This is a genomic window from Rhodanobacter sp. IGA1.0 (genome assembly GCF_040208325.1).
Classification (GTDB): domain Bacteria; phylum Pseudomonadota; class Gammaproteobacteria; order Xanthomonadales; family Rhodanobacteraceae; genus Rhodanobacter; species Rhodanobacter spathiphylli.
Window position 1 is genome coordinate 1,422,423 of record NZ_CP157948.1, and the last position, 26,002, is coordinate 1,448,424.

The 26,002-nt window shown below is 67.6% G+C and carries 23 protein-coding genes; 12 read left to right on the plus strand and 11 right to left on the minus strand.

Annotated features, from left to right (window positions below; translation table 11 throughout):
• Positions 1-294: 294 nt before the first annotated feature.
• A complete protein-coding gene (locus ABNK63_RS06340) occupies positions 295-1,056 on the plus strand; it encodes an NAD kinase (RefSeq protein ID WP_007804890.1) in 762 nt (253 codons plus the stop codon).
• 73 nt (positions 1,057-1,129) lie between these two features.
• On the plus strand, positions 1,130-2,059 hold the full coding sequence (locus ABNK63_RS06345) for a 5'-nucleotidase (protein WP_007804892.1): 930 nt from the start codon (positions 1,130-1,132) through the stop codon (positions 2,057-2,059).
• 8 nt (positions 2,060-2,067) lie between these two features.
• Here the strand turns inward: ABNK63_RS06345 and ABNK63_RS06350 are convergent, their stop codons facing one another.
• Entirely contained in the window at positions 2,068-2,709 is a 642-nt protein-coding gene (locus ABNK63_RS06350; protein ID WP_007804893.1) for a LysE family translocator, read from the minus strand.
• Positions 2,706-3,560, minus strand: a complete 855-nt coding sequence (locus tag ABNK63_RS06355) for an NIPSNAP family protein (RefSeq protein WP_007804895.1) — start codon at positions 3,558-3,560, stop codon at positions 2,706-2,708. The genes ABNK63_RS06350 and ABNK63_RS06355 overlap by 4 nt, the downstream gene beginning before the upstream one ends.
• 93 nt (positions 3,561-3,653) lie before the next feature.
• Here ABNK63_RS06355 and ABNK63_RS06360 point away from each other — a divergent pair, with 93 nt between their 5' ends.
• Positions 3,654-4,616, plus strand: coding sequence for a YafY family protein (locus tag ABNK63_RS06360; RefSeq protein WP_350016985.1), 963 nt, complete (start codon positions 3,654-3,656; stop codon positions 4,614-4,616).
• A gap of 13 nt (positions 4,617-4,629) precedes the next feature.
• On the opposite strand, the gene ABNK63_RS06365 is transcribed toward ABNK63_RS06360, so the two are convergent.
• Positions 4,630-5,505: a DMT family transporter gene (locus ABNK63_RS06365; protein ID WP_007804898.1), complete on the minus strand. Its 876-nt coding sequence runs from the start codon at positions 5,503-5,505 to the stop codon at positions 4,630-4,632.
• 121 nt (positions 5,506-5,626) lie between these two features.
• Here ABNK63_RS06365 and ABNK63_RS06370 point away from each other — a divergent pair, with 121 nt between their 5' ends.
• The 4 genes from ABNK63_RS06370 to ABNK63_RS06385 are packed head-to-tail and all read left to right on the plus strand — an operon-like array spanning position 5,627 to position 10,175.
• Positions 5,627-6,796, plus strand: a complete 1,170-nt coding sequence (locus ABNK63_RS06370; RefSeq protein ID WP_350016986.1) for an acyl-CoA dehydrogenase family protein — start codon at positions 5,627-5,629, stop codon at positions 6,794-6,796.
• A 16-nt stretch (positions 6,797-6,812) separates the two neighbouring features.
• Entirely contained in the window at positions 6,813-7,355 is a 543-nt protein-coding gene (locus tag ABNK63_RS06375; RefSeq protein ID WP_007804902.1) for a GNAT family N-acetyltransferase, read from the plus strand.
• A complete protein-coding gene (locus tag ABNK63_RS06380; RefSeq protein WP_350016987.1) occupies positions 7,352-7,858 on the plus strand; it encodes a hypothetical protein in 507 nt (168 codons plus the stop codon). The genes ABNK63_RS06375 and ABNK63_RS06380 overlap by 4 nt, the downstream gene beginning before the upstream one ends.
• Positions 7,859-7,898: 40 nt before the next feature.
• Positions 7,899-10,175 (plus strand): thiamine pyrophosphate-dependent enzyme, encoded by a 2,277-nt coding sequence (locus ABNK63_RS06385; protein WP_350016988.1) that lies wholly within the window; start codon positions 7,899-7,901, stop codon positions 10,173-10,175.
• A gap of 21 nt (positions 10,176-10,196) precedes the next feature.
• Here ABNK63_RS06385 and ABNK63_RS06390 read toward each other — a convergent pair whose 3' ends face one another.
• The 3 genes from ABNK63_RS06390 to ABNK63_RS06400 form a co-directional block, all read right to left on the minus strand.
• Complete coding sequence (locus tag ABNK63_RS06390) at positions 10,197-11,960, minus strand: diguanylate cyclase (RefSeq protein ID WP_350016989.1); 1,764 nt, start codon at positions 11,958-11,960, stop codon at positions 10,197-10,199.
• A 324-nt stretch (positions 11,961-12,284) separates the two neighbouring features.
• Positions 12,285-15,770 carry a transcription-repair coupling factor gene (gene mfd, locus ABNK63_RS06395; RefSeq protein ID WP_350016990.1) on the minus strand — a complete coding sequence of 1,162 codons (3,486 nt, stop codon included), beginning with the start codon at positions 15,768-15,770 and terminating at the stop codon, positions 12,285-12,287.
• A gap of 155 nt (positions 15,771-15,925) precedes the next feature.
• Positions 15,926-16,531: a GNAT family N-acetyltransferase gene (locus ABNK63_RS06400; protein ID WP_007804913.1), complete on the minus strand. Its 606-nt coding sequence runs from the start codon at positions 16,529-16,531 to the stop codon at positions 15,926-15,928.
• A gap of 189 nt (positions 16,532-16,720) precedes the next feature.
• On the opposite strand from ABNK63_RS06400, the gene ABNK63_RS06405 reads away from it, so the two are divergent.
• Both ABNK63_RS06405 and ABNK63_RS06410 read left to right on the plus strand, forming a co-directional pair.
• On the plus strand, positions 16,721-17,122 hold the full coding sequence (locus ABNK63_RS06405; protein WP_007804914.1) for an MmcQ/YjbR family DNA-binding protein: 402 nt from the start codon (positions 16,721-16,723) through the stop codon (positions 17,120-17,122).
• Complete coding sequence (locus ABNK63_RS06410; protein ID WP_007804916.1) at positions 17,119-17,511, plus strand: VOC family protein; 393 nt, start codon at positions 17,119-17,121, stop codon at positions 17,509-17,511. The genes ABNK63_RS06405 and ABNK63_RS06410 overlap by 4 nt, the downstream gene beginning before the upstream one ends.
• Positions 17,512-17,515: 4 nt before the next feature.
• On the opposite strand, the gene ABNK63_RS06415 is transcribed toward ABNK63_RS06410, so the two are convergent.
• The 5 genes from ABNK63_RS06415 to ABNK63_RS06435 are packed head-to-tail and all read right to left on the minus strand — an operon-like array spanning position 17,516 to position 23,754.
• Positions 17,516-18,055, minus strand: coding sequence for a DUF2058 domain-containing protein (locus tag ABNK63_RS06415; RefSeq protein ID WP_350016991.1), 540 nt, complete (start codon positions 18,053-18,055; stop codon positions 17,516-17,518).
• Between the two features lie 57 nt (positions 18,056-18,112).
• Positions 18,113-19,255 (minus strand): hybrid sensor histidine kinase/response regulator, encoded by a 1,143-nt coding sequence (locus ABNK63_RS06420; RefSeq protein WP_350016992.1) that lies wholly within the window; start codon positions 19,253-19,255, stop codon positions 18,113-18,115.
• Between the two features lies 1 nt (position 19,256).
• A complete protein-coding gene (locus tag ABNK63_RS06425; RefSeq protein WP_007804921.1) occupies positions 19,257-19,835 on the minus strand; it encodes a chemotaxis protein CheB in 579 nt (192 codons plus the stop codon).
• Complete coding sequence (locus ABNK63_RS06430; protein ID WP_007804923.1) at positions 19,832-20,665, minus strand: CheR family methyltransferase; 834 nt, start codon at positions 20,663-20,665, stop codon at positions 19,832-19,834. The genes ABNK63_RS06425 and ABNK63_RS06430 overlap by 4 nt, the downstream gene beginning before the upstream one ends.
• Positions 20,665-23,754, minus strand: a complete 3,090-nt coding sequence (locus ABNK63_RS06435; protein ID WP_350016993.1) for a response regulator — start codon at positions 23,752-23,754, stop codon at positions 20,665-20,667. The genes ABNK63_RS06430 and ABNK63_RS06435 overlap by 1 nt, the downstream gene beginning before the upstream one ends.
• 193 nt (positions 23,755-23,947) lie before the next feature.
• On the opposite strand from ABNK63_RS06435, the gene ABNK63_RS06440 reads away from it, so the two are divergent.
• Genes ABNK63_RS06440 through ABNK63_RS06450 form a run of 3 tightly spaced genes read left to right on the plus strand, consistent with a single transcriptional unit; the run spans position 23,948 to position 25,934 of the window.
• Positions 23,948-24,370: a GntR family transcriptional regulator gene (locus tag ABNK63_RS06440; RefSeq protein WP_350016994.1), complete on the plus strand. Its 423-nt coding sequence runs from the start codon at positions 23,948-23,950 to the stop codon at positions 24,368-24,370.
• Complete coding sequence (locus ABNK63_RS06445) at positions 24,367-25,251, plus strand: ABC transporter ATP-binding protein (RefSeq protein WP_350016995.1); 885 nt, start codon at positions 24,367-24,369, stop codon at positions 25,249-25,251. Before ABNK63_RS06440 ends, ABNK63_RS06445 begins: the two co-directional genes overlap by 4 nt.
• Positions 25,248-25,934, plus strand: coding sequence for an ABC transporter permease subunit (locus ABNK63_RS06450; protein ID WP_350016996.1), 687 nt, complete (start codon positions 25,248-25,250; stop codon positions 25,932-25,934). The genes ABNK63_RS06445 and ABNK63_RS06450 overlap by 4 nt, the downstream gene beginning before the upstream one ends.
• The last annotated feature ends 68 nt before the right edge of the window (positions 25,935-26,002 follow it).

Consider the following 26,002-nt stretch of genomic DNA (forward strand, 5'->3'; position numbering starts at 1 on the left):
GAGTCCGGACATGCGCCGGACTCGCGACAGAAGAAAACCACAGGAAGTGGTTTTCTTCACAGGCTCGGAGGGTTCGGCGCGGCGTGGACCCCAGCCCTTCCCTCCCCTGCGAGCAGGGGAGGGTATCCCGGTGCTCTCGAACTTCGCTGTCGTTTGCTCTGCTCCTCCCCCTGCTTGCCCCAAAGGGACTTCCTTCGGTCGCAGGGGGAGGTCGGGAGGGGTGCTCTTTGCGGGGAGTCACGAACTGGCCTCTCTGTCGTACTCTTGGGCTCTTTCCGCCACCTCGGGGTTGCCATGCGCCTAGCTTTCGTTGCCAGTGATGCGGGCGTCGCGCAGCAGGCGCGGCGCAAGCTGGTGGAGCGTTATGGCGACGTGCCGCCGGAGCAGGCCGAGCTGATCGTGGCGCTGGGTGGCGACGGTTTCATGCTGCGCACGCTGCATGACTGGCGCGAACTGGAAGTGCCGGTGTACGGCATGAAGCTGGGTCGGGTCGGTTTCCTGATGAACAAGCACAAGCTCGATGGCCTGCCCGAGCGGATCGCCCGTGCCCACACGGCGTCGCTGTTCCCGCTGCAGATGCAGGTCACCGATGGCGCCGGCAACGAACACGCGGCGCTGGCTTTCAATGAAGTCTCGCTGCTGCGCCAGAGCAACCAGGCGGCACACCTGGAAGTGCAGCTCAACGACATCGTCAAGCTGCCGAACCTGATCTGCGACGGCATCATGGTGGCCACGCCGGCCGGCTCCACCGCCTACAACCTCTCGGCGCACGGCCCGATCCTGCCGCTGGACGCCAACGTGCTGGCGCTCACCCCGATCAGTCCGTTCCGCCCGCGTCGCTGGCGCGGCGCGATCCTGCCCCATCGCACCGCGGTCGTTCTGCGCGTGCTCGATCCGGGCAAGCGACCCGTCAGCGCCACCGCGGACTTCCACGAAGTGCGCGACGTACGCACCGTGTCCATCCGCCAATCGGGTGACCAGGGCGTACGGCTGCTGTTCGATCCGGAACACAACCTGGAACAACGCATCCTCGATGAGCAGTTTGCGGCGGAGTGAAAGGCGTTTGCTCCCCCGCAACCACCCCGGCTTTGCTAGATTCAATGCCGTCCCCTGACCCGATGCGGAACGCATGACCACTCCCACCGCCGATGCGCACGATCCGGCCGCCGTTGGCGACAACCGACTCGTCGTGGCCATTTCCTCGCGCGCGCTGTTCGACCTCGGCGACAGCCACGCCTTGTTCGAGCGCGATGGCCTGGACGCCTATCGCGCATTCCAGATCGATCACGAGAACGAGATCCTGCAGCCCGGCGTGGCCTTTCCGCTGGTGCAGAAACTGCTCGGCCTCAACAAGCTTGCCGGCGACGTGCCGCCGGTCGAGGTGATCCTGCTGTCGCGCAACTCCGGCGACACCGGTTTGCGCATCTTCAACGCGATCCAGCACCACGGACTGGAGATCAGCCGCGCGGCATTCACCAGCGGGGCGCCTACGTCCGATTACATCGCACCGTTCAAGGCGGATCTGTTCCTCTCCGCCAATGCCGAGGATGTCGGTCGCGCGCTGGCCGCCGGCGTGGCTGCGGCCACCATCCTGCCCAGCACCGCGCCGCCGCGTGCCAGCGAACAACTGCGCATCGCGTTCGATGGTGACGCCGTGCTGTTCGGCGACGAGGGCGAACGGGTGTCACGCGAGGAAGGGCTGGAAGCCTTCCATCGCAGCGAGACCGAGCACGCCGCCGAGCCGTTGTCGGTCGGTCCGTTCCGCGGCTTCCTCACCGCGCTGCACCGGCTGCAGGCGGCGTTTCCGGCCGAGAACTCGCCGATCCGCACCGCTCTGGTCACGGCGCGCTCCGCGCCCGCGCACAAGCGGGTCATCCTTACCCTGCGGCGCTGGGGTGTGCGCATCGACGAGGCGCTGTTCCTCGGCGGCCGCGACAAGGGTCCGTTCCTCGATGCGTTCGGCGCCGACATCTTCTTCGACGATTCCCCGGCCAACGTGGAGTCCGCGCGCAAGCACGTGGCGACCGGCCACGTGCCGCACGGCGTAAGCAATCACTGAGGCCCGGTTCAGGGCTGCATGCCCCTCCACCCCTCGACGCCCGTGAACATCGCGGCCGCGACCAGCAGCGCGCCCACGCAGCGCGTCGCCATGGTCCCGGCGGCAGGCTTGCCGTGCAGCCATTGCCGCGCCCGATCGGCCAGCAAGGTCACGCCGCCGTAAACGCACAACTGGTTGAGCGCGATGATCAGCCACATCACCAGTGCCTGCAGCCAGATCAATCCATCTTCCGGGTGCAGGAACTGGGGGAAGATCGCCAGCATGAACAGGTAGGCCTTGGGGTTGAGCAGGCTGGTCAGCATGCCCTGGCGAAACGTCGCGACACGCGAGCGTGGCTGGGTATCCGGCTGCAAGCCGAACGAGACGCCGCTGCGCATCAGCGAGACGCCGATCCACGCGATGTACAGCGCGCCGGCCAGCAGCAGGGCGTTGAACGCGCCGGGCACCAGCTTGATCAGCACGCTGATGCCCAGCGCCGTCATCAGCACATGGCAGATCCCGCCGGCGACGATGCCGGCCACGGCGGCGAAGCCGCGGCGGCGTCCGCCGGCCAGCGCGCTGCCCAGCACGAAGGCCATGTCCAGCCCGGGCAGCACCACGATGCCAAAGACCAGGGCGAAGAACAGCCACAGCTGTTCGTAGTGGCTCATGGCGCGCCCTCCGCATTCGGATCGGACAACCAGCGCAGGCGCGAGCGCGGGGTCGGGTCCATCACCACGCGCTCCGGCGTGCCGCGCAGCAGGCCGCTGGCGGCGAGCGACTGTTCGGCGGCCGCCAGCCGTGGCATCAGTTGCTTGTCCAGCGTGGCGTTGTCGCGGACCACGCCCAGCCACACCAGGAACGGCCCGTCGTTGCGTATCGGCAGCTGCGGGAAGTTGTTCGGCACGTCCAGCGACACCAGCACGCCGGCCGGGTGCACGCCTTCGACGCGATAGGCGTCGAACGCCGCCTCGGCCTGTTTCGCGAAGGCTTCCTCGCTGCCCTTCTTCACCGCGAAGATCTGCGCGACCACGACACCCCGTGCGCCGCTTTCTTCGGTGACCGGGTCCACCGCAGGCAGCACGCTGACGCCCTGATCCGCGTGCAGCGGGCGCAACAGCATCACGTTGTCGCTGTCGGGCAGGATCGCGTTGACCTTGGCCCGGTGTTCCTTCCACAGCGGCCCGTAGTAGAACGCCGCGTTGACGATCGCTCGCGCGTTGATGTCGTGGAAGCCGCGCAGCCAGGTGAAGCGGTCCGGATGCCCGCGCTCGGCGAACTGACCGAACACCATCGCGCCGAGCTGCTCGAAGGCCTCCGGGAAGTACGCGTCGAAATATTTGACGAAGTGCGCCAGCTCGCCGTCGCTGGTGACGTAACGACGGAACTCGACGACCTGGTAATCCTGCAGATGCTGCACGCTTTCCATCGTGGGGGCCTCGTTGGTGGCGTGTGCCGACAGGGCGGGACCGAGCGCGATGGCCGCGACGGTGCCGGACAACAGTCGTTGGACGTGGTTCATGGGGATTCCTGGCTGAGCGCCGAGTCGCGCGAGACCTACGCTAAGGCACATACAGGGCAATAATCGCCCTGATTTGCCGTTACCATGGCGACCATGGCCAAACCCACCACCCGCGTGCTGGCGGTGCTCGACCTGTTGCAGAGCCACGGCCGCATGAGCGGGCCGGAACTGGCGCGCCGGGTCGGCGTCGACGTGCGCACGCTGCGGCGCTACATCGTGGCGCTGGAGGACCTCGGCATCCCGCTCACCACCGAGCGCGGCCGCGCCGGTGCCTACATGCTGGTCGCCGGCTTCAAGTTGCCGCCGATGATGTTCACCAACGACGAGGCGGTGGCGCTGTCGGTCGGCCTGGTGGCGGCGCGGGGGCTGGGCCTGGCCGAAGCGTCACCGGCGGTGGAAAGCGTGCAGGCCAAGCTGGCGCGGGTGATGCCCGACAAGTTGAAGCGCCACGCGAATGCGATTGCCGACACGGTGAAGGTGGACCTGTTGCCGGCCTCGGGCACGCCGGGCAGCAACGCGGCACTGATCGCGTTGGCGGGTGCCGCGCAGGCGCAGCGGCGGGTGCGGATGCATTACGAATCGGCCGCGGGCGTGCGCACCGAGCGCGAGTTCGATCCCTACGGCCTGGCCTGGCGGGCCGGTGCCTGGTACGCGCTGGGCATGTGCCACCTGCGTCATGGCCTGCGTTCGTTCCGGCTCGATCGCGTGGGCGAGGTGAGCCTGCTCGAACCGTCGTTCCGGCGACCGCTGGGTTTCGATGCGCTGGGTCAGCTGCTGCAATCCATCGGCGCGATCGCCCATGCCCACCCGATCGAGGTGCTGCTGCACACGGACCTGCAGACGGCGCGCCGGGTGTTCTCGCTTGCCTTCGGCGTGCTTGAGCCGGTCGAAGGCGGCATGCTCCTGCGCAGCAGCGCCGATGATCTCGACTGGTTCGCCCGCCAGCTGGCCGGGCTGGCGTTCGACTTCGAGATCCGCAGGCCTGCGAAGCTTCGCGTCGAACTGGCCCGTTGCGCAGCAAGGCTGCAGCGCCTGGCCGCGACGGCCGCCGGCTGAGCCCTGGCGGCCCTCACACCACCCGCGCGCGCCTCCACCAGCGCGTGACCCTGTCCTCGCGCACGAAGGTGAACAGGCCGGCGCCCAGGATGATCGCGATGCCGATCGCCATCGGCCAGTCCAGCGCGTCGTGGAACAGCACGTAGCCCAGCAGCACCGCCCACAGCATCTGGCTGTACTGGGTCGGCGCGACGTGGTTGGCCGGCGCGCGCTGGGTGGCCAGCATCAGCAGCACCGAGGCCAGCGCGGCGAGCAGGCCGTAGCCGAGCAGGAACAGCCACTGCGCCAGTCCGGGCCAGCGGAAGTCGGCCAGCATCATCAGCCCGGCGAACAGCAGCGAACCGATCATGCCGGCGCCGTACAGGGTGAGGCGTTTCTCGTGGGGGCCGGCCAGGCGCAGCGCGATCATCGAGATCGCACCCGAAAGTCCGCAGAGGATCGCTGCAAGATGGCCGATGCCCAGCACCCGGAATCCCGGTCGCAACACCACCAGCACGCCGATGAAACCGGCCACCACCGCCGACCAGCGGCGCCAGCCCACGTGCTCCTTCAGCACCAGCACCGACAGGATGGTGACGAAGATCGGCAGCAGGAAGATCAGCGCGAACGCCTCGGCCATCGGCAGCGCGGTGAACGCGACCACGGCGGAAATGCTGCCGATCGCGCTGGCCACCGCGCGCACCAGCCACAGGCCCTGGCGCTGCGCCTGCACCACGTCGCGCCAGCGGTCGCCGGGGCCCTTGATGAAGGGCAGGGCGGTCAGCCCCAGCATCGCGCCGAAGAACACCGCCTCGTAGGGTGGCAGCGAGCCCCGCAGCAGCTTCACGAAGGCATCGCTGAGGGCGAACGCGGCGAAGGCCATGAAGCCTAGCAAGACGCCTTTGAACATGGGATTCCGGAGCGGCGGGGTGACCGGCGGGAATTGTACGCGTCGCAAGCCCGCTTTCGGCCTGCGGGGCAGGTCAGCCCGCGCTACAATGCCCGCTTTACGTGCCCTTGCCGGAGCTTCCATGGCTGTCAGTCTGAATCCGCTCGATCTGTACGATGTCCGCTCGCTGCTCACCGACGAGGAGCGCATGGTGCAGGACTCCGTCGGCCGTTTCGTCGACGAGCGCGTGTTGCCGATCATCGGCGACTGCTTCGACCAGGGCCGCTTCCCGAAGGAGCTGATCCCGGAGATCGCCGGACTGGGCCTGCTCGGCGCCACCATCCCCGAGGAATACGGCGGCGCCGGCATGAACGGCGTCAGCTACGGCCTGATCTGCCAGGAGCTGGAGCGCGGCGATTCGGGCCTGCGCAGCTTCGCCTCGGTGCAGAGCTCGCTGTGCATGTACCCGATCTACGCGTACGGCAGCGAGGAGCAGAAGAAGCACTACCTGCCGCAGATGTCGGCCGGCGAGGTGATCGGCTGCTTCGGCCTGACCGAACCGCACGGCGGCTCCGACCCGGCCAACATGAAGACCAACGCCAGGAAGGATGGCGGCGACTGGGTCATCAACGGCGCCAAGATGTGGATCACCAACGGCAACCTGGCGCACATCGCGATCGTGTGGGCGCAGACCGAGGACGGCATCCAGGGCTTCGTGGTGCCGACCGACACGGCCGGCTTCAAGGCGCAGGAGATCCACAAGAAGATGAGCCTGCGCGCCTCGGTCACCAGCGCGCTGTTCTTCGACAACGTGCGCGTGCCGGACAGCGCGCGCCTGCCCAACGTGAAGGGCCTGAAGGGCCCGCTGGGCTGCCTGACCCAGGCGCGCTACGGCATCACCTGGGGCCCGATCGGCGCGGCGCAGGCCTGCCTCAAGGAAGTGCTGGACTACACGGCCGAGCGCGTCCTGTTTGGCCGTCCGCTGGCGTCGAACCAGGCGGTGCAGTTGAAGATGGCCGACATGGCCAGGCGCATCACCACCGCCCAGCTGCTGTCGCTGCAGCTCGGTCGCCTGAAGGATGCCGGCAAGATGCAGCCGACCCAGGTTTCGCTGGCCAAGTGGAACAACTGCCGCATGGCCATCGACATCGCGCGCCAGTGCCGCGACATCCTCGGCGGCGCCGGCATCACCACCGAGCACGGCGCGATCCGCCACGCGCTGAACCTGGAATCGGTGATCACCTATGAAGGCACCGAGACCGTGCACGAGCTGGTGGTCGGCCGCGAACTGACCGGCATCAACGCGTTCTGACAGGGGTTTGCCGCGCATGGATTTCGATTCGCTGCGCATCGACACCGAACGCCTGATCCTGCGGCCGCCGCGGGCAGAGGATTTCGACGCCTATGCCGCCAACATGGCCGACGCCGAAGCGGCCCGCTTCATCGGCGGGCAGCAGGTGCGCGCCGTGGCGTGGCGTGGATTTCTGGCATCGAGCGGGGCGTGGATGATCCAGGGCTTCTCGATGTTTTCGGTGATCGAGAAAAGCAGCGGCCAGTGGATCGGCCGGCTCGGCCCCTGGCATCCGGAAGGCTGGCCCGGCACCGAGGTGGGCTGGGGCCTGGCCCGCAGCGCCTGGGGCAAGGGCTATGCGCTGGAAGGCTGCATTGCCGCGATCGACTGGACCTTCGACCGGCTTGGCTGGGACGAGATGATCCATTCCATCCATCCGGACAATCGCGCCTCGCAGGCGTTGGCGCAGCGGCTGGGTTCGACCTGCCGCGGCCCCGGCAGGTTGCCGGCGCCGTATGAGGATTCGCCCAACGAAGTCTGGGCACAGACCCGCGAGCAGTGGCGCCGGCGTCGCGCATGAGCCACCTGTCGCCTGCGCTTTACGCCACCCTGGCCGAGATCGTGCCCGACCTGCACGTGCAGTGCGCCGATCCGTGGTGCCTGATCGGCAGCACCGCGGCGCTGCTGCTGGGTGCGCAGACCGGCGCGGCCGATGTGGATGTGCTGACCTCGCGGGCGGACGCGGAACGCCTGATGGCGCACTGGGCAGCGCGCCGCGAGTCCGCGTTTGCGCCAGCCGACGACGATCGCTTCCGCTCGCATTTCGCCCGTTTCCGTTTTCCCGGTGCGCCGGTCGAGGTGATGGGCGCGCTTGAACTCCATGTCGATGATCGCTGGCAGCCCGTGCTGCCGGGAAAGCTGGTGCTGGCCGGCGTGAATGGCCTCGCCGTGCCGGTGCCTTCGGTCGACGACCAGATCCGTCTGCTTGCAAGCTTCGGTCGCGAAAAGGACGCGCCCCGCATTGCCGCCTTGCGCGTCCTGGCCGCTCCGCTCTTCAGCGTGCCCGTCGTATCCCTCCATTGATGCCGCCTTGCGGCTGCCTGTCCACCCACACGAATTCGCCATGACCGCCATTCCGTTTGCCATCAGCGCTCGCCACAAGGGTTTCAACCGTGCCGAGGTCGTCGACCAGAACTTCATCGAGTTCGTGCAGTTGTGGAATGGCGAGGTGCGCGCCGCGCCGCGCGATGACGCTGCGGTGCTGCCGGGCAGCGCGCTGGATGCCCGCGGTTTCCGCGAGCTTCTCGAGTCGCAGCTGATCTCGCGTCACCTCGACCTGATGGCGCGCGTGCTGCGCGTGCAGAACAAGGTGTTCTACACCATCGGCTCGTCCGGCCACGAGGGCAACGCGATGGTGGCGCGGCTGACCCGCCACACCGATCCGGCCTTCCTGCATTACCGCTCCGGCGGCTTCATGGCCGAGCGCTTCCGCAAGATTCCCGGCATGGACCCGGTGATGGATTCGGCGCTGTCCTTCGCCGCCAGCAAGGACGACCCGGCTTCCGGCGGTCGCCACAAGGTCTGGGGGTCCAAGCCGTTGTGGGTGCTGCCGCAGACCTCGACGATCGCCTCGCACCTGCCCAAGGCGCTGGGCACCGCAGTGGCGATCGAGCAGGCGCGCCGCATCGGCCATCAGCTGCCGATTCCCGATGACAGCATCACGATCTGTTCGTTCGGCGACGCCTCCAGCAACCACGCCACCGCGCAGACCGCGTTCAACACCGCGGCGTGGACGGCCTACCAGAAGCTGCCCGCGCCGGTGTTGTTCGTGTGCGAGGACAACGGCATCGGCATCTCGGTGAAGACGCCGTCGGGCTGGGTCGCGAACAACTACCAGCATCGCGCCAACCTCGACTATTTCTTCGCCGACGGCCTCGACGTGGCCGAAGGCTACGCCCAGGTGCAGCGCGCGGTGGAGCATTGCCGCACGACGCGCCGGCCGACCTTCCTGCACCTGAAGACCACCCGCGTGATGGGCCACGCCGGCACCGACTTCGAGATCGAGTGGCGCAGCATCGAGGAGCTGTTCGCGGTCGAATGCTCCGACCCGCTGCTGCGTTCGGCCGGCATCGCGCTGGAGTCCGGCCTGTATTCGAAGGACGAACTGCTGAACCTGTACGAAGCCACCCGCAAGCGTTGCTTCGCTGCCGCCGAGGATGCGGATTCGCGCCATCGGTTGACCTCGCTGGACGACGTGATGGCCCCGCTGGCGCCGTACACGCCGGCCGCGGTGAAGGCCGAGGCCACGCGCGCCGACTACGCCGAGAAGCGCCTGGCGGTGTTCGGCGGCGAGGCGAAGCTGCCCGAGAAGCTGCCGCCGCGGCATTTGGCCATCCAGATCGGCCAGGCCCTGCACGACCTGCTGGCGAAGTATCCCGAGGCGCTGCTGTTCGGCGAGGACGTGGCGCAGAAGGGCGGCGTGTATACCGTCACCAAGGGCCTCAACAAGACCTTCAAGGGCAGCCGCGTGTTCAACACGCTGCTGGACGAAACGATGATCCTGGGCCTGGCCCAGGGCTACGCCAACATGGGCATGCTGCCCATGCCGGAGATCCAGTACCTGGCGTACTTCCACAACGCCTGCGACCAGATCCGCGGCGAGGCGGCCTCGCTGCAGTTCTTCTCCAACAACCAGTACCGCAACCCGATGGTGATGCGGGTGGCCTCGCTGGGCTACCAGAAGGGTTTCGGCGGCCACTTCCACAACGACAACTCGATCACTGCGCTGCGCGACATCCCCGGCCTGGTGGTCGGCTGCCCCAGTCGCGGCGACGACGCGGCGATGATGCTGCGCACGCTGATGGCGCTGGCCAAGGTGGACGGCCGCGTGTGCGCGTTCCTTGAACCGATCGCGCTGTACATGACCAAGGATCTGTACGAGGCCGGCGACGGCCAGTGGCAGTTCGAGTATCCGGCACCGGACCAGGCAATGACGCTGGGCGAGGGCCGCGTCTACGACGAGGCGGCGAATGACCTGGTGATATTCACCTTCGGCAACGGCGTGCCGATGGCGTTGCGCGCCGCGCGCACGATCGAAGCGGAGTTGAAGTGGCAGGTGCGCGTGGTCGACCTGCGCTGGCTGGCGCCGCTCAACGATGCCTTCATCGCGGCACAGGCACGGACGGCCAAACGCATCCTGGTGCTGGACGAGGGTCGCAAGAGCGCGGGCGTGGGCGAGGGCGTGATCACCGCGATCGTCGAGGGCGGCTGCGGCGCCACGCCGCTGCATCGCGTGGTCGGTGCCGACACGTTCACGCCACTGGCCGGTGCGGCGCTGCTGGTGCTGCCTGGCGAGGCCGACGTGGTGGCCGCGGCGAAGGAGCTGGCGGCGAGGTCCTGACGGACGGCGCGGCGCGATGGCCTACTTGTCCGATTCGCGCCGCTCCACGATGTGCAGGCGCCGGCCCGGAGACGGGGCGGCGCCGCGCAGCTCGCCATCGTCCTGGCGATACATGCAGACCCGGTTGCGCCCCTTGAGCTTGGCGTCGTACATCGCCTGGTCGGCGCGCTCGACCAGCGATTCCACGTCGTCGTCATGCTGGCGGATGGTGATGCCGATGCTGATGCTGAGCAGCGCCTCGGCACTCACCGGAATCTCCAGACGGTGAATGCGGCGACACAGGCGGGTGGCCACGTGCATGGCCTGTTCCGGCCGCGTGTTGTCGAGCAGGGCGACGAACTCCTCGCCGCCGTAGCGGCCGAACAGGTCGCCGGGCCGGAGCTCGGCGGTCAGCGCATTGGCGACCGCGACCAGGGCGCGGTCGCCGGTGTTGTGGCCTTGGCGGTCGTTCAGCAGCTTGAAGTGATCGAGGTCCAGGAACAGCAGGGCCATCGGTTGCGCCGTGCCGGCCGATAGCAGGGTGTTGACCCGTTCGGTCCAGCCGCGGCGGTTGAGCACGTTGGTCAGCGCGTCGCGGTCGGCCAGCACGCGCACCACGTCGCGGTCGTGGCGCAGGCGCAGCGCACGGTCGGCCAGTCCCAGCGACAGGACCACCGCCTCGAAGGCGCCGCCGGCCACGCTGGCGTCATTGAGCCAGTCCAGTTGCGGCAGGGCGCCGTTGACCTGGGCGCTGCTCAACGCGGTGAGCAGCAGCAGCGGCGTCCACCCGACCAGGAAGAACCAGGCTTGCCGCGAACCGCGGGCGGCCGCCACGATGGCGGCTATCAGCAACAGCGCCGCGCCGATCATCAGCAGGGGGTTCAGCAGGATCTGCGCCACGTGCACCAGCAGCGGGATCTGGCTGCTGCGCATCAGCACCAGCTGGATCATGCCCACCGCCAGCGCGGTGATCGGCACCCGCAGCAAGGGCGCATAACGCTGCAGTTCGCAGAAGCGGGTCATGAACAGCGAGGCAAACGCCACCGACAGTGCGACCGCGGCGGGGCCGACCATCACGGCCATGCCTGACAGCCATTCCCATTCGAGCGGATGGAACACGAAGCCGGTCTGGATGCCCTGGATCAGGCAGTAGCAAAGGATGTAACCCGCGTACCAGGCATAGGTGACGTCCCGCAGCATGCCGGCAAAACACAGGGCCATCAGCACCATCGCCAGCATCACCGCGAAGCAGGCACTGGCGAACACCAGCCATTGCGCGTCCTGCTGCAGGTACTCGCGCATGGGCTGGATCTCGAAGCGCACCGGCGCCACCAGGGTTGCCGAGGGCTCGAAGCGCAGCAGGATCGGTGCGGACGCGGCCATGCCGGCGGGAACCTGCCATGCCAGCCGGCCATGACCGTGGAAGGATGCGCTGAAGTCGTCCAGCGCCAGGGCGGTCGACGTGCTCCCGGCGAACACGGCGACGTTGGCCAGGGTGGGCGGGTAGATCGTCAATACGCGCTCGCTGTTGTCCCAGGGCGGTTGCGGCGCGATGACCACCCAACTGCCGTCGCCGTCGTGGGGAAAGCGCTGCAGCAGCGAAGGGTCGAAACTCTTCAGTGCGCCCTCGCGGTATTCCGCGATCACCGCCGCCGGCGTGTCTCCGTTGCGCACCTGGCGCCAGGCCCCATTCAGCGGCGTGGCAGCATGGGCCACTCCCAGGGCGAGCCAGAGCAAGGTCGACAGCAGGGCGCGCCATGCAAGTGGCGGATGCCGTGGTGTCAGAAGTGTGAGCAGCCTCTCCATCTGCCTTTCTCCGCCCTGCCGAATTCCTGCGGGATCGCACGCGCTGGATCGTGTTGCCGGAAAACATGGGTAAGGTGGCACCGGCGCATCCCCTGCGCCGGCCGACGGGCCACGGACCCACCGCGCAGCATGCTCCCGACGGGTCGACTATCCAACCTGCCGACCTTTGCGGCCAGTGTCAAGCACGCCCCGTGCCAGTGCTCCGGCGGCGCTCGCAAACCTCGGCGCGAGCGCGCTGCGGCGCCCCGTCCCGGTGGCCCCCGTCGCGACGCGGGCGCCGGGACGGGTCCAGTCCGGACCCTGGGCGTCAGCAATGTGGCGCCGTCAGCCCGGTCGGCGCGCGCCCAGCAGCACCAGCACTTCCTGGGCACTGCGGATGCGCTCGCTGGCGCCGGGCAGGTCGAGGATCACCTTCAGTTTGTCCTGGCCGTCCAGCTTGTAAACGCGGGGCAGTTGCTGGATCAGCCTGATGATGGCCATCGGGTCGATCTCGGGTTTCTCGCGGAAGGTGATGCGGCCGCCGTTGGGGCCGAAGTCCAGCTTGCGGATACCCAGCGGGGTGGCCATCAGTTTCAGGCTGGCCACCGCGAACAATTGCTTGGTGGCATCGGGCAGCAGGCCGAAGCGATCGATCATCTCGACCTGCAGGTCGCGCAGGTCGTCCTCGCTGCGGGCGCTGGCGATGCGCTTGTACAGGGTCAGGCGGTGGTGCACGTCGCCCAGGTAATCGTCGGGGATCAAGGCGGGCAGGTGCAGCTCGACTTCGGTCTCGTGCTCGGAGCTCAGGTCGAAATCCGGCACCTTGCCGGACTTCAGCGCGCGCACCGCCCGGTCGAGCAACTCGGTGTACAGGCCGAAGCCGATCTCCTGGATCTGGCCGGACTGCTCGTCCCCGAGCAGTTCGCCGGCACCGCGGATTTCCAGGTCGTGGGTGGCCAGGGTGAAGCCGGCGCCGAGTTCCTCCAGCGAGGCGAGTGCTTCCAGCCGCTTCTGCGCGTCGGCGGTGATCGACTTGCGGTCGGGCACCACCAGGTACGCATACGCCCGGTGATGCGAGCGACCCACGCGACCGCGCAGCTGGTGCAATTGGGCCAGGCCGAAGTGGTCGGCGCGATTGATGATGATGGTGTTGGCGCTGGGGATGTCGATGCCGGTTTCGATGATCGTGGTGCACACCAGCACGTTGAAGCGCTGGCGGTGGAAATCCGCCATCACGCCTTCCAGTTCGCGCTCGGGCATCTGGCCGTGGGCGATGCGGATGCGCGCCTCGGGCACCAGCTCCTCCAGTTCGCGCACGATCCGCTCGATGCTCTGCACCTCGTTGTGCAGGAAGTACACCTGGCCGCCGCGCGACAGCTCGCGCTGCAACGCCTCGCGGATCGTGGCCGGGTCCCACGCCGAGATGAAGGTCCGCACGGCGCTGCGATGCGCCGGCGGCGTGGCGATCAATGAAAGGTCGCGCAGGCCGGCCATCGCCATGTTCAAGGTGCGCGGGATCGGCGTGGCGGTCATCGTCAGCAGGTCGACCTCGGCACGCAGCTTCTTCAGCTGCTCCTTCTGGCGCACGCCGAAACGCTGTTCCTCGTCGACGATCACCAGGCCCAGGTTCTTGAACCGGATGTCCGGCTGCAGCAGCTTGTGGGTGCCCACGATCACGTCGATCTGGCCGTCGGCAAGACGCTTCAGCGCCTCGTTCACTTCCTTGGTCGACTTGAAGCGCGACAGCACGTCGACCCGTACCGGCCAGTCGGCGAAGCGGTCGGCAAAGTTGCGGTAGTGCTGCTGGGCGAGCAGGGTGGTCGGCACCAGCACGGCAACCTGCTTGCCCGCGGTGGCGGTGGCAAAGGCGGCGCGCAGCGCCACCTCGGTCTTGCCGAAACCCACGTCGCCGCAGATCACCCGGTCCATCGCGCGGGGCGCGGCCAGATCCTCCAGCACGGCCTCGATCGCGGTTTCCTGATCGGGGGTTTCCTCGAACGGAAAGGTGCTGCCGAACTGTTCGACCATCTGCCGGTCGATCGGCATCGACTCGCCGCCGCGTGCCTGGCGCTGGGCATAGATCGCCAGCAGTTCGGCGGCCACGTCGCGCACTTTTTCCGCGGCCTTCCGGCGCGCGCGTTCCCACGCATCGCCGCCCAGCGAATGCAGCGGCGCCAGTTCCGGCGCGGTGCCGGAGTAGCGGCTGACCAGGCCCAGCTGTGCCACCGGCACGTAGAGCTTGTCGCCCTTGGCGTATTCGATGGTGAGGAACTCGCCATCCATGCCGCCCACATCCATCGAGGCGAGGCCCTGGTAGCGGCCCACGCCGTGATCCACGTGCACGATCGGCGCGCCGATGGTGAGCTCGGTGAGGTCGCGGATGATGCTTTCCGGGTCGCGCGCGGTGCCACGGCGGCGCTTGCGGTCGCGCTCGCTGCGCACCCGCTCGCCGTAGAGCTCGCGCTCGGTGAGCACGGCGAGCGCGGGTTTGGTCAGCGCAAAACCCTGTTCCAGCGGCGCGATGGTGATCGCGAACCGGGGCCCCCCAATCTTGGCTCCCTCCCCTGCACGCAGGGGGAGGAGGAAAGTGCTCCAGTCCTCGATGACTTCGGGTTTCAACCCCGCCGCGGCCAGCGTCTCGATCAGCGCCTCGCGCCGCCCCGCCGAATCCGCCGCGATCAGTACGCGGCCGGGATAGCTGGACAGGAAATGCCGCAGCGACGTGCCGGGTTCCTCGCCCTTGCGATTGAGCGGCAGCTCCGGCGCCGGCTGGGTGCCGGTGTCGATCGCGTGCTCGTGGCCGGCTTCGACCACTTCCACCCGCAGCCGCCTGTTGAGCTGTTCGCGCAGTTTCTCCGGCGGCAGGTAGAGCTCGGCCGGCGGCAGCACCGGGCGCTCGATGTCGTGCGCGCGCTGGTCGTAGCGTTCGGCGGTCTGCGTCCAGAACTGCTCGGCCGCTTCGCCGGCGCCTTCGCCCAGCACGAACAGCGCGTCGTCGGCGAGGTAGTCGAACAGCGTGGCGGTTTGTTTGAAAAAGAGTGGCAGGTAGTACTCGATGCCGCCGGGCGTGACGCCTTCCTTCATGTCCTGGTACAGCGGGCAGCGGCGCACGTCGATCGGGAAGCGTTCGCGCAGGTTGCCCCGGAATTCCTTCGCCGCTTCGTCGGTCAGCGGAAACTCGCGTGCCGGCAGCAGCTCGACCTTGTCCACCTGCTGCTGCGAGCGCTGGGTTTCCGGATCGAAGCTGCGGATCGAATCCACCTCATCGTCGAACAGCTCGATGCGATACGGCTCGGCCGTGCCCATCGGGAAAACGTCGAGCAGGGCGCCGCGCACGGCGAAGTCACCGGGCTCGGCCACCTGGGGCACGTGACGGTAACCGGAGGCCTCAAGCCGGCGCTGTTCGGCGGCCAGGTCGAACTTCTGGCCCCTGGACAGCACCAGTCCGGAACCGGTGATGTGCGCGCGTGGCGCGATCCGCTGCATCAGCGTGGCGATCGGCACCACCAGCACGCCGCGTTTCACGCCGGGCAACCGGTACAAGGTGGCGATGCGCTGCGAGACGATTTCCGGATGCGGGCTGAACACGTCGTAGGGCAGCGTTTCCCAGTCCGGGAAATGCAGCACCGGCAGACCGCCGGCGAAGATCTTCAGCTCCGATTCGAGCGCCTGGGCGCGCTGGGTATCGCGGGTTACCGCCACCAGCAGGCCTTCGTGCGAACGCGCCGCCTCGGCAATCAGCAAGGCCCGGCCGGAGCCATGGGGCGGCGTCCAGTAGCGGCGTTGCTTCGGGGTGGTCGGCAGGGGCGGATGCTTGATCGGGCTGGTCATGGGGACGCGTGTGCAGGGCGCCGCCAGAAGTGCCGCGCCGGGGAAAGCGGGCAAGTGTAACGCGATGTGCCGGAGCGCCTGCCGAGCGGGCGAAAAATCTGACGGCGTTGCTCCCTCCCCTGCAAGCAGGGGAGGGCCGGGTGGGGTAGAGCCTTTCAGAGCTTCAGCGTGATCTGCGCCGTGCCCGGTTCGTCCGGCATCATCCGCTGGGTGAAGCCCAGCTCCCGGCACAGCTGCAGCATCGGCCGGTTTTCCAGCAGCACGTAGCCCCACAGTTCGGCGAGGCCGCGCCGGCGGCAATCGTCGACCAGGCGCTGCATCAGCAGGGCGCCCAGGCCACGACGGGACCAGTCCTGCTCCACCAGCACCGAGAACTCGGCACTGTCGGTGGCCTCGTCGACATAGATCCGGCCCACGCCACGCATCTCGGCCGGTTGCTCGGACTCGTCCATCAGCACGCAAGCGGTCTCGAGCGCGGGGTTGATGCGGCACAGGCGTTGGGCCATCGGCGCAGGCAGCTCGGACATCGCGTGCAGGAAACGGCGGCGGATGTCCTCCGGCGACAGCCGGGTGAAGCAGCGCTGCATCGCGGCCACGTCGCTGGCCTGGATCGGTCGCAGCACCAGTTCCCGCCCATCCTGGGTGCGCACCTGCTCACCCTGCGGGGACGGCGCCACGCGGGGACGGGCGAAGCGTTCGCTGCTGCGCGGCGGCAGTGCGGCGTAGCGGGTGGGGGCGGCGAAGTCGATGGCAGGGATCATGGCAGCTCCATACTTTTGCGTATTGTGTGCACCGCAGCATGAATTTGCAATGACGGAAGCTGCGGTGGGCTGTCACATGGTTGCGCGCCATGGCATCGACCGGTTCACGGATGGTGCAGCACGGGAGATACAGACAGAAATGCCTTGGCCCTCCACAATGCGGGCCGAAATCCCCACCGGAGCGATGGCATGGCCCGCAAACCCGTTCGCGGCCTAACGGCGGCCCAGCTGCAGGCGCTCTGCGGCCACTGGCCGGGAGTCACCCGTGACACCAAATGGGGTGTCGACATGGTATTCAGCGTGGGCGGCAAGATGTTTGCGGTGATGCCGTCCGATGGCAGCGAGGGCGGGCGGCTGTCGTTCAAGGTGGACGACGACCGTTTCCTCGCGCTCACCGATCAACCCGGCATCATTCCGGCGCCGTATCTGGCGCGGGCGCACTGGATATCGATCACCGAACCGCAGCGCTTCGCCACCGCCGAACTGGCCGCGTACATCCTCGACGCGTACACCCTGGTCCGCGCGAAACTCACCAAAAAATTGCAGGCGGAGCTGGGGCCGCTGCCGACACTCAAGGCGGAAAGGGCATGAAACAGCATCTGGGCGCGCTGGCGTTGCTGGTCGCCGATTACGACGAAGCGATTGCCTGGTACACCCGGGCGCTGGGCTTCGAGCTGATCGAGGACACCGACATGGGCGGCGGCAAGCGCTGGGTCTTGCTGGCGCCGCCGGGCTCGCACGAAACGCGCCTGCTGCTGGCGAAAGCGAGCGGCGACGAACAGGCCTCGCGCATCGGCAACCAGACCGGTGGCCGCGTCTTCCTGCTGCTGCACACCGACGACTTCCAGCGCGACTGGCAGCGCATGCGCGCCCAAGGCGTGCATTTCCGCGAGGAGCCGCGGCACGAGAGCTACGGCACGGTGGCAGTGTTCGAGGATCTGTACGGGAACGGCTGGGATTTGCTGGAATTGAAGCGCTGATGCGCTACCAGATCAGGTCGTCCGGCACTTCGAACTGCTTGTAGTACTCGTCGTCGGCCTCGTTGCCGGCCGTGGCTTCCGCGTGGCCGTGGTCGAGCACGATCATCGCCGCGTCACGTTCGCGCACCTTGTCGGCGGCCACGCGGGGCAGCAATTCGTAGCCCTCGCCGTGGCACACGATCACCAGCGTGCCGGCGGCCAGCTGCGCGCGCAGCGGTTCGTTCACCAGCACGTCCCTGATCCGGTTGCCGTCGGTGAAGCGGTAGGCGATCTCGCCTTCGCGTTTGATCTTGTGCGCCTCGACGATCTGGCGCACCTGCGCGCGTGCCTCGTTGAGGCGCAGCTGCGCATTGCGTTCGGCGGCGATGGCCCGATCGCGCTCGGCCTTTTCCGCCTGCAGGCGCTGCGCCTCGAGCTGTTCGGCGCTGGCGGCTGCGGGCGCCTTGCCCTTGTGCTTCTTTGCCTGTTCGCGCACGACCTGGGCGGCCTTGGCCTTGTTGACCAGGCCGGCCTTGAGCAGTTGTTCCTGCAGCGGATTGCGCATGTTCGGGAGGTCCCGGTTTTGCTGGGCCGGCCATTGTAGACCGGGCCGCGGCCCGCTTCAGCCACCGGCCACGGGCGTGGCCGGGCCGCGGCGACGGATGCGCACCTCGAACTCGGCGTGTCCGTCGATGTTCCGTGCGCTGGCTTCGCCACCATGCGCCCGGGCGAACTGATCGACGATGTACAGGCCCAGGCCCAGGCCCTCGCTGCGGCTGCCGGCACCCTTGAAGGGTTCGAAGATGCGCGGCAGCAGGGCGTCCGGCACCTGGCCGGCGTTGCGCACGACGATGCGCAGCTGTTCGGCCTCGCTGCCATCGACGGTCACTTCGACCGGTGCGTCGACGGCGCCGTGCTGCAGCGCGTTGCCGATCAGGTTGGAGAACACCTGGCCGAGCCGGTCGGTATCGAAGCACCCCTGCAGCGCGCCGTGGGTCGCCAGCTCGATGACCCGATCCGGATGGGCCTGCTGCGCTTCGCTGACGGCGTTGCCGGCGATGGTGCCGAGGTCGCCCTCGCGCCATTCGAGGTGCAGGATGTCCGAGCGGATGCGCGAAAAATCGAGCAGCTGGCCGATCATCCGGCCCATCCGCATGATGCTGGCCTCCATCGCCGCCACGGTCCTGGCCAGCGGGCCGTCCTTGACGTGGGAACGCAGGCTGTCGGCACCCAGCATGATCACGGTGAGCGGGCTGCGCAGGTCGTGGGTGAGCACGGCGATCATGGTTTCGTTGAGCGTGAGCGAGCGCTCGAGCATCTCGTTGCGGGCGCGCAGCAGCACCCGGTTCCGGTGCAGCTCGATGAAGACGTTGACCTTGCTCTGGATCACGTGCGGGTCGATCGGCTTGTACAGGAAATCCACCGCGCCACTCTCGTAGCCCTTGAACGAGCGCGTGGGGTCGTTGGGCGAGGCGGTGAGGAAGATGATCGGCACGTTGCAGGTGCGCTGCGAGCCGCGCATCAGCTCGGCCAGCGTGAAGCCGTCCATTTCCGGCATCTGCACGTCCAGCAGGGCCAGCGCCACGTCGTGGACCAGCAGCAGTTCCAGTGCCTCGGCGCCGGAGGCGGCCTTGAGGATGTGCATGGTCTCGCTCTGCAGCAGCGCTTCCATCGCCACCAGATTCTGCGGAACGTCGTCCACGATCAGGATGTTGGTGGTCGGCGTCGCGCCGGTGGCAAGTTCGTCGGAGAAGTGTTCTTTCATGCTAGGCAGCGGCCATCCGTTCGCACAGGTCTTTCAGGGTCAGTACCGCCTCGGCGCCGGCGTGCGCCAGCGCGGCGGCCGGCATGAAGCTGGCAACCGCATCGTCCGGTTGCTGTATCCACACGGTGCCGCCGGCACGCCGGACCGCGGCCACCCCTTCGCTGCCGTCGGCGCTGGCGCCGGTGAGCAGGATCGCCAGCAGCCGGCGCGAGAACACGGCGGCGGCGGAGACGAACAGCGGATCGATCGCGGGGCGCGAAAACAGCACCGGCTCGTCCATCGACAGCGCCAGGCTGGACTCGTCCTCCACCAGCAGGTGGTAGTCCGGCGGCGCGAAGACGACGCCTTGTTCCAGCGGCATCTTGTCGATCGCCTCGCGTACCGGCAGCGCGCAATGCGTGGCCAGCAGGTCCGCGATCTGGCTGGGCCGGTCGCGGGGCAGGTGCAGCACCACCAGCACCGGCACCGGGAAGTCGGCGGGAAGTTGCGCCAGCAGTGCGTGCAGCGCCTGCACACCGCCGGCCGAGCCGCCGATCACGATGGCGTCGACGTCGTGGCGCAAGTCGAGGTGGCCGTTCACGCGACCACCTTGCGGTACAGCCGCTGCGCCGGCACGCACAGCTCGAAGTCGTGTGCATGCATGCCGAACTGCAGCGACTCCTTGCTGCCCAGGCCCAGGAAACCGCGCGGCACCAGGGCATCGCGGAACAGGCCGACGGCACGGTCCTGCAGGCCGCGGTTGAAGTAGATCAGCACGTTGCGGCAGGACACCAGGTTCACTTCCGAGAACACGCTGTCGGTGGCCAGGCTGTGGTCGGCGAACACGATGCGCTTCTTCAGGCCGCGGTCGAATACCACGCCCTGGTAGGCGCCGGTGTAGTAGTCCGACAGCGAGCGCTTGCCGCCGGCGGCAACGTAGTTGCGGCTGAACCCGGCGATACGGTCCAGCGCAAACGCACCGGCCTCGGCGAGTTTCAGTGATTCGGGGTTGATGTCGGTGGCGTAGATCAGCGAACGCTCCAGCAGGCCTTCCTCGGCCAGCAGGATCGCCAGCGACCACACTTCCTCGCCGGTGCTGCAGCCGGCCACCCACAGCTTGATCGACGGATAGGTGCCAAGCACCGGCAGCACCTGCTGGCGCAGCGCCAGGAAATAGCCCGGGTCGCGGAACATTTCCGAGACCTGCACGGTGAAATATTGCAGCGCCTGGGCGAACACGTCCGGCTCGTGCAGCAGGCGATGCTGCAGGTCGCTGGGCCGCTCGCAGCCGAAGCGCATCATCGCGTGGCGCATGCGCCGGCGCAGCGAGCTCACCGCGTAGTTGCGAAAGTCGTAGTGGTAGCGCAGGTACACCGCCTCGATCAGCAGCCGCACCTCCATGTCGAACAGCTCGACTTCCTGGTCCTTCATTATTTCGGGCACCACACACGGCACAGCGAAACCAGCTTGTCGACGTCGATCGGCTTGGCGATGTAGTCGTTGGCGCCCGCCTCGATGCAGTGTTCGCGGTCGTCGGCCATTGCCTTGGCGGTGAGCGCGATGATCGGCAGGCTGGCCAGCTTCGGCTGCTCGCGGATCCTGCGCATCGCGGTGAGCCCGTCCATCTCCGGCATCATGATGTCCATCAGCACCAGGTCGACCTCGCTCTTCGCCAGATACTCCAGCGCCTCGCGGCCGTTGCGGGCGATTTCCAGTTTCACGCCCAGCGGCTCCAGCACGCTGGACAGCGCGAAGATGTTGCGCACGTCGTCCTCGGCCAGCAGGAAGGTGCGGCCGTCGAGCATTGAATCGCGCTGGCGCGCGCGACGCAGCAGGCGCTGCTGGTCAGCCGGCAGCGACGCCTCGACGCTGTGCAGGAACAGGGTGACTTCGTCGAGCAGCCGCTCGGGCGAGCGCGCGCCCTTGATGATGATGGTCTTCGAATAGCGTCGCAGCCGCTGTTCCTCGTCACGGGTCAGCGAACGGCCGGTGTAGACGATCACCGGCGGGAACGCGTATGCCTCGCTGGCGGCCATGTGCTCGAACAGGTCGTAGCCGGTGCCGTCGGGCAGCGAAAGGTCGGTGACCATGCAGTCGAAGGTGCTGGCGGACAGTTGCTGCAGCGCCTCGCCGACCGTACCCACCGCGACGATCTCCAGCTGGTCGCGTGCCAGCAGCAGCTTGAGGCTGTCGCGCAACCGGGTGTCGTCCTCGACGATCAGCAGGTGGCGCACTTCGCGCTGGTGGCGATCTTCCAGTTGCCGGATGGCGCCGATCAGCACGTCGCGCGTGGCCGGCTTCAGCACGAAGCCGACGGCGCCCAGTTCCATCGCCACCTGCGTGCGCTCCAGCGCCGATACCACGTGCACCGGAATGTGCCGCGTCACCGGGTCACGCTTGAGCCGTTCCAGCACGCTGAGTCCGGAAATGTCGGGCAGGCCGATGTCGAGCAGGATGCCGCTGGGCGACAGTTCGTGGGCGGTCTGCAGCGCCTCCTGGGCGGAGCGGGCCACCACGCAGTCGAAATCCATCTCGTGGGCAAGGTTGACCAGTGCCTCGGCAAACGCCGGGTCGTCTTCCACCGCCATGATCAGGCGGCTGGGACGATGGCGTTCGGCGCGGTCGTCCTTCACCGCCACGCCGACGTTGTCTGCCGCCGGAGAGGCCGGCGTCACGGCCTTCGCTGCGGCGGCTGCCGGTGCCGCAACGGGGACAGCTGCCGCAGGCGTTGGCGGCATGCTGGCGTGGCCTTCCACCGGCAGCTCCAGGGTGAAGCAGCTGCCGCGTCCCGGTTCGCTGTCGACGGTGATGTCGCCGCCCATGCGCTGGGCCAGTTCGCGCGAGATCGACAGGCCCAGTCCGGTGCCGCCGAAGCGGCGACTGGTGCTGCCGTCGGCCTGGCGGAATGCCTCGAAGACCACCTGTTGCTGGTCGTGCGGGATGCCGATGCCGGTGTCGCAGACCACGAAGCGCAGGCGTTGGCCCCGCGCCGGTTCGATGCGCAGCGAGACCTGGCCGGCATCGGTGAATTTCACCGCGTTGGCCAGCAGGTTGTTCAGCACCTGCTGCAGGCGCTGGGCGTCGCCGGTGATCTGGTCGGGCGTGCCGGGCAGGGCCTCGATCACGAAGGACAATCCCTTTTGCCGGATCAACGGATCGAAGGTGTCGTGCAGGCGCTGCGTCACCGTGGACAAGGCCATCGGCTCTGCCACGATTTCGATGTGGCCGGCCTCGATCTTGGAAAGGTCGAGGATGTCGTTGATCAGCGCCAGCAGGTCGTTGTTGGAGGCGTGGATTGCCTGCGCGTACTTCACCTGTTCCGGTGTCAGCGTTTCGTCCTTGTTGTCGGACAACAGCTTGGCCAGGATCAGCGAGCTGTTCAGCGGCGTGCGCAGCTCGTGCGACATGTTGGCGAGGAATTCGGACTTGTACCGGCTGGTGGCTTCCAGCGAGGCGGCGTTCTTCTTCAGTTCGGCCTGCGCCAGCAGCAAACCCTTGCGCTGGGCTTCCAGCTCGTGGGTACGCTCTTCCAGGTGCACGTTGGTCTGTTCCAGTTCGGCTTGCTGGGTCTCCAGCTCCGCCTGCGATTGCTGCAGCACGCGGGCCTGTTCCTCCAGCTCCTCGTTCGACACGCGCAGTTCCTCCTGCTGTGCCTGCAGTTCCTCGCTCTGTCGCTGGGTCTCCTCCAGCAGTTCGCCCTGTCGCTGGCGGAACGCCGCGGTACGCATGGCCACGCCGATGATCTCGGCACTTTGCTGCAACAAGGCTCGTTCGACGTCCAGCGGATCCTCGCGCGGGATGCGGCCCAATTCCAGCGCGCCGATCAACTCGCCGTCGGCGGTGACCGGGGTCATCAGCAGCTCGCTGGAGGGGCTGCGGCCCAGCGTCGAGGAGAGCGCCAGGTGGTCGACGGAAAGGTTTGCCAGTCGGCGGGCTTCACCCAGTTGCAGGGTCTCGCCCAGCAGTCCGGCGTCGGCCGGCAGTCGTGCCGGCTGGTCACCGTCGAGCGCGATGCCGCCCAGCAACACCAGCTCACTGCCGCGCAGGTGGTAGAGCGCGCCGACCTGGGCGCCCAGTTGCCGGGCCAGGCAGCGGGTGGCGTTGACCGCCAGCTCGGCCGGCGTCTGCTCGCCGCGCAAGGTCGTGCCCAGCTCGTTCTCGGCTTCCTGCAGCCACAGCAGTCGCCTGGCGTTGCGCCGTGCGTGCAAGGCCTGCCACACCACGATGGCCACGGCCCAGGTCGATGCCGCGCCGATGGCCCGGTTGACCAGAGCCACGCCCGAGCGCATGCCGTCCGGCGAATACCTGGCGCCCACGACCATCAGCAACGCCGCCGCGAAGGCCACGACGAAGGGCGCGGCCAGTCGCCGCTGGAACAGGGTCAGGCCGACACAGACGAAGTAGAAGCACCAGACGGCGTAGCCCAGCGGCGTGAACAGGTCGGCGACAAGGGTCAGCAGGACCAGCACCCCGACCAGGCCGATCAGCAGGGAATCTCGGGTAGTAACGGGGTGCTCCATGGGGTGCTCTGAGTGGGCGAGCCTTTCATGCTAGATGAACGAAGCCGACTCTGTGTGCACGCGGCCTTCACGGTTGTCGCGCCGCGGGGGTCGCCGCCACGCATCGTGCCCGCGGCGGAACGCGGACGGGTGCCTGTTCCTGCACTCCGGAAGGGGGCTTTACAGCACGAAAGGTGCTGTGCATACTGTGTATATGAAGTATGCACAGATCGACCCCGAGCTGTTCCTGTCGACCAGCGACAGCACCCCGATGTACCAGCAGATCGTCAACCAGATCACCACCAAGGTGATGGCCGGCGACTGGCCGGCGGGCCAGCCGTTGCCGTCGATCCGCGAGCTGGCCAGTGCCAGCCGGGTCAGCGTGATCACGGTCAAGCGCGCGTATGCGGAGCTGGGCCAGGCCGGGGTGATCGTGACGCGGCACGGCATGGGCTCGTTCGTGGCCGATTCGCCAAACCTTTCCGACAGCCTGTTGCAGGCCGAATTCACCCAGCACTTCGACGCCATGCTGGCCTGTGCGCGACGGCTGGGCCTGTCTGTCGATGACATCCGCCAGTTGCTTGACGACGAACAGGCCCACGGGTCTGCCGAACCCACCAGGGGATCAACACCATGAGCACCGCCTTCGCCCTGTCCGGGGTGACCAAACGCTACGAGAACTTTGCGCTGCGGGACATCGACCTCAGCATGCCCGAGGGGCAGGTGATGGGTCTGGTGGGCGTCAATGGCGCCGGCAAGACCACCTTGCTGCGCATCCTTGGCGGCCTTGCGCTGGCCGACACGGGCACGGTCGAAGTGCTTGGCCACGACATGCCGGCGCAGCAGGTGGCCGCGAAGTCCGATCTGGGATTCGCCACGGAAGACATGCGCCTGTTCAAGACCCGCACGCTGCGCTGGCACATGGATTTCGTGCGTTCGATCTATCCGGGCTGGGATGAGGTCTACGCGGCCGATCTGCTTCGCCGTTTCGACCTGCGCGCGGAGCAGAGGCTGGCCGGCTTCTCGCACGGGCAACGGGTCAAGGCGCTGCTGATGCTCAATTTCGCCCGCCGGCCAAAACTGCTGCTGCTCGACGAGCCCACCACGGGGCTGGACCCGGTCGCCCGCGACGAGGTGCTGGAGGTGCTTGCCGACGTCTTGCGCGACGAGGCGCGCAGCGTGCTGTTCTCCTCGCACAACACCAAGGACATCGAGCAGATGGCCGACACCATCACCTTCGTCCACAACGGCACGCTGCTCGCCTCGCGGGACAAGGAATCCTTCCTCGACGACTGGCGCCGTGTCATCTGCCACGGGTCGTGGGTGCCGGACAAGGCCGCCTGGCCGGAGGTCGCCGCGGTGCGCCAGAACGGCTCGATCGTGGAGCTGAAGGTGCGTCAGTTCAGCGCTGGCCTGCTTGAGCGCATGCAGACGCAAGGCGCGGAGATCCGCAGCGCCGATCCGATGAACCTCGAAGACATCTTCGTCACCACCGTGCGCGCTGGAGGTGCGGCATGAATCGTTCCCCACTCAACTGGCCGGTGATCAGGCTGCTGGTGGCCAAGGACTGGCAGCTGTTCCAGCAGCAGCTGGCGGCATGCGTGCTCGGCGGCATCGTGGCGTTGTGCCTGATCGGCATGGCCACCGGCTGGAGTTTCTACCTGGGCTCGCTGCTGCTGATCGTCATGCTGGTGTGCACCTCGTGCTTCTCGATTTCCAACTCGCTGCTGGTCGAACGCAAGGAGCACACGCTGGCCTTCGTGATGAGCCTGCCGGTGACGCCGCTGGATTACTACCTGTCGAAGCTGATCGGCAACCTGGTCACCTTCCTCGTGCCGTTCCTGGCGATGCTGGCCGGAACCGTGCTGGTGATCCTGTACACGCCGCTGCCGGACGGGTTGGTCGTGCTGTCCTTGCTGATCTTCGGACACGTGTTGCTGGCTTATGCCGTGTCCCTGAGCGTGGCCATGGCGGTGGAGTCCGAGGGCTGGAACATCTTCTCGATGATCGGCAGCATGCTGCTGATCAATCCCCTGATCATGCTGCTGGGGCAGATCCCGGCGATCAATGATCACGTCAAGGCCGACACGATTTATTTCGCTCCCGTCGCGGTGGCGATCCTGCTGGCCCAGGCGACGCTGAGCGTGGTGGTGCTGGCGGCCACCGGCTGGGTGCACTGCCGGAAGAAGTCCTTCTACTGAGCTGATCCACCGTTCCCGCTGAGCGCAGTCCGCGCAGCGGGCGGAGTCGAAGCGCCTTCGCGTCTCTG

Bases quoted from the DNA above. Each gene is read 5' to 3' on its own strand.
- ABNK63_RS06370 (WP_350016986.1), top strand. From the start codon at position 5,627: ATGGCTGTCAGTCTGAATCCGCTCGATCTGTACGATGTCCGCTCGCTG.
- ABNK63_RS06365 (WP_007804898.1), bottom strand. From the start codon at position 5,505: ATGTTCAAAGGCGTCTTGCTAGGCTTCATGGCCTTCGCCGCGTTCGCC.
- ABNK63_RS06435 (WP_350016993.1), bottom strand. From the start codon at position 23,754: ATGGAGCACCCCGTTACTACCCGAGATTCCCTGCTGATCGGCCTGGTC.
- ABNK63_RS06405 (WP_007804914.1), top strand. From the start codon at position 16,721: ATGGCCCGCAAACCCGTTCGCGGCCTAACGGCGGCCCAGCTGCAGGCG.
- ABNK63_RS06385 (WP_350016988.1), top strand. From the start codon at position 7,899: ATGACCGCCATTCCGTTTGCCATCAGCGCTCGCCACAAGGGTTTCAAC.
- ABNK63_RS06340 (WP_007804890.1), top strand. From the start codon at position 295: ATGCGCCTAGCTTTCGTTGCCAGTGATGCGGGCGTCGCGCAGCAGGCG.
- ABNK63_RS06450 (WP_350016996.1), top strand. From the start codon at position 25,248: ATGAATCGTTCCCCACTCAACTGGCCGGTGATCAGGCTGCTGGTGGCC.
- ABNK63_RS06390 (WP_350016989.1), bottom strand. From the start codon at position 11,960: ATGGAGAGGCTGCTCACACTTCTGACACCACGGCATCCGCCACTTGCA.
- ABNK63_RS06440 (WP_350016994.1), top strand. From the start codon at position 23,948: ATGAAGTATGCACAGATCGACCCCGAGCTGTTCCTGTCGACCAGCGAC.
- ABNK63_RS06420 (WP_350016992.1), bottom strand. From the start codon at position 19,255: ATGAAAGAACACTTCTCCGACGAACTTGCCACCGGCGCGACGCCGACC.
- ABNK63_RS06345 (WP_007804892.1), top strand. From the start codon at position 1,130: ATGACCACTCCCACCGCCGATGCGCACGATCCGGCCGCCGTTGGCGAC.
- ABNK63_RS06375 (WP_007804902.1), top strand. From the start codon at position 6,813: ATGGATTTCGATTCGCTGCGCATCGACACCGAACGCCTGATCCTGCGG.
- ABNK63_RS06360 (WP_350016985.1), top strand. From the start codon at position 3,654: ATGGCCAAACCCACCACCCGCGTGCTGGCGGTGCTCGACCTGTTGCAG.
- mfd (WP_350016990.1), bottom strand. From the start codon at position 15,770: ATGACCAGCCCGATCAAGCATCCGCCCCTGCCGACCACCCCGAAGCAA.
- ABNK63_RS06445 (WP_350016995.1), top strand. From the start codon at position 24,367: ATGAGCACCGCCTTCGCCCTGTCCGGGGTGACCAAACGCTACGAGAAC.
- ABNK63_RS06355 (WP_007804895.1), bottom strand. From the start codon at position 3,560: ATGAACCACGTCCAACGACTGTTGTCCGGCACCGTCGCGGCCATCGCG.
- ABNK63_RS06410 (WP_007804916.1), top strand. From the start codon at position 17,119: ATGAAACAGCATCTGGGCGCGCTGGCGTTGCTGGTCGCCGATTACGAC.
- ABNK63_RS06430 (WP_007804923.1), bottom strand. From the start codon at position 20,665: ATGAAGGACCAGGAAGTCGAGCTGTTCGACATGGAGGTGCGGCTGCTG.
- ABNK63_RS06415 (WP_350016991.1), bottom strand. From the start codon at position 18,055: ATGCGCAATCCGCTGCAGGAACAACTGCTCAAGGCCGGCCTGGTCAAC.
- ABNK63_RS06400 (WP_007804913.1), bottom strand. From the start codon at position 16,531: ATGATCCCTGCCATCGACTTCGCCGCCCCCACCCGCTACGCCGCACTG.
- ABNK63_RS06350 (WP_007804893.1), bottom strand. From the start codon at position 2,709: ATGAGCCACTACGAACAGCTGTGGCTGTTCTTCGCCCTGGTCTTTGGC.
- ABNK63_RS06380 (WP_350016987.1), top strand. From the start codon at position 7,352: ATGAGCCACCTGTCGCCTGCGCTTTACGCCACCCTGGCCGAGATCGTG.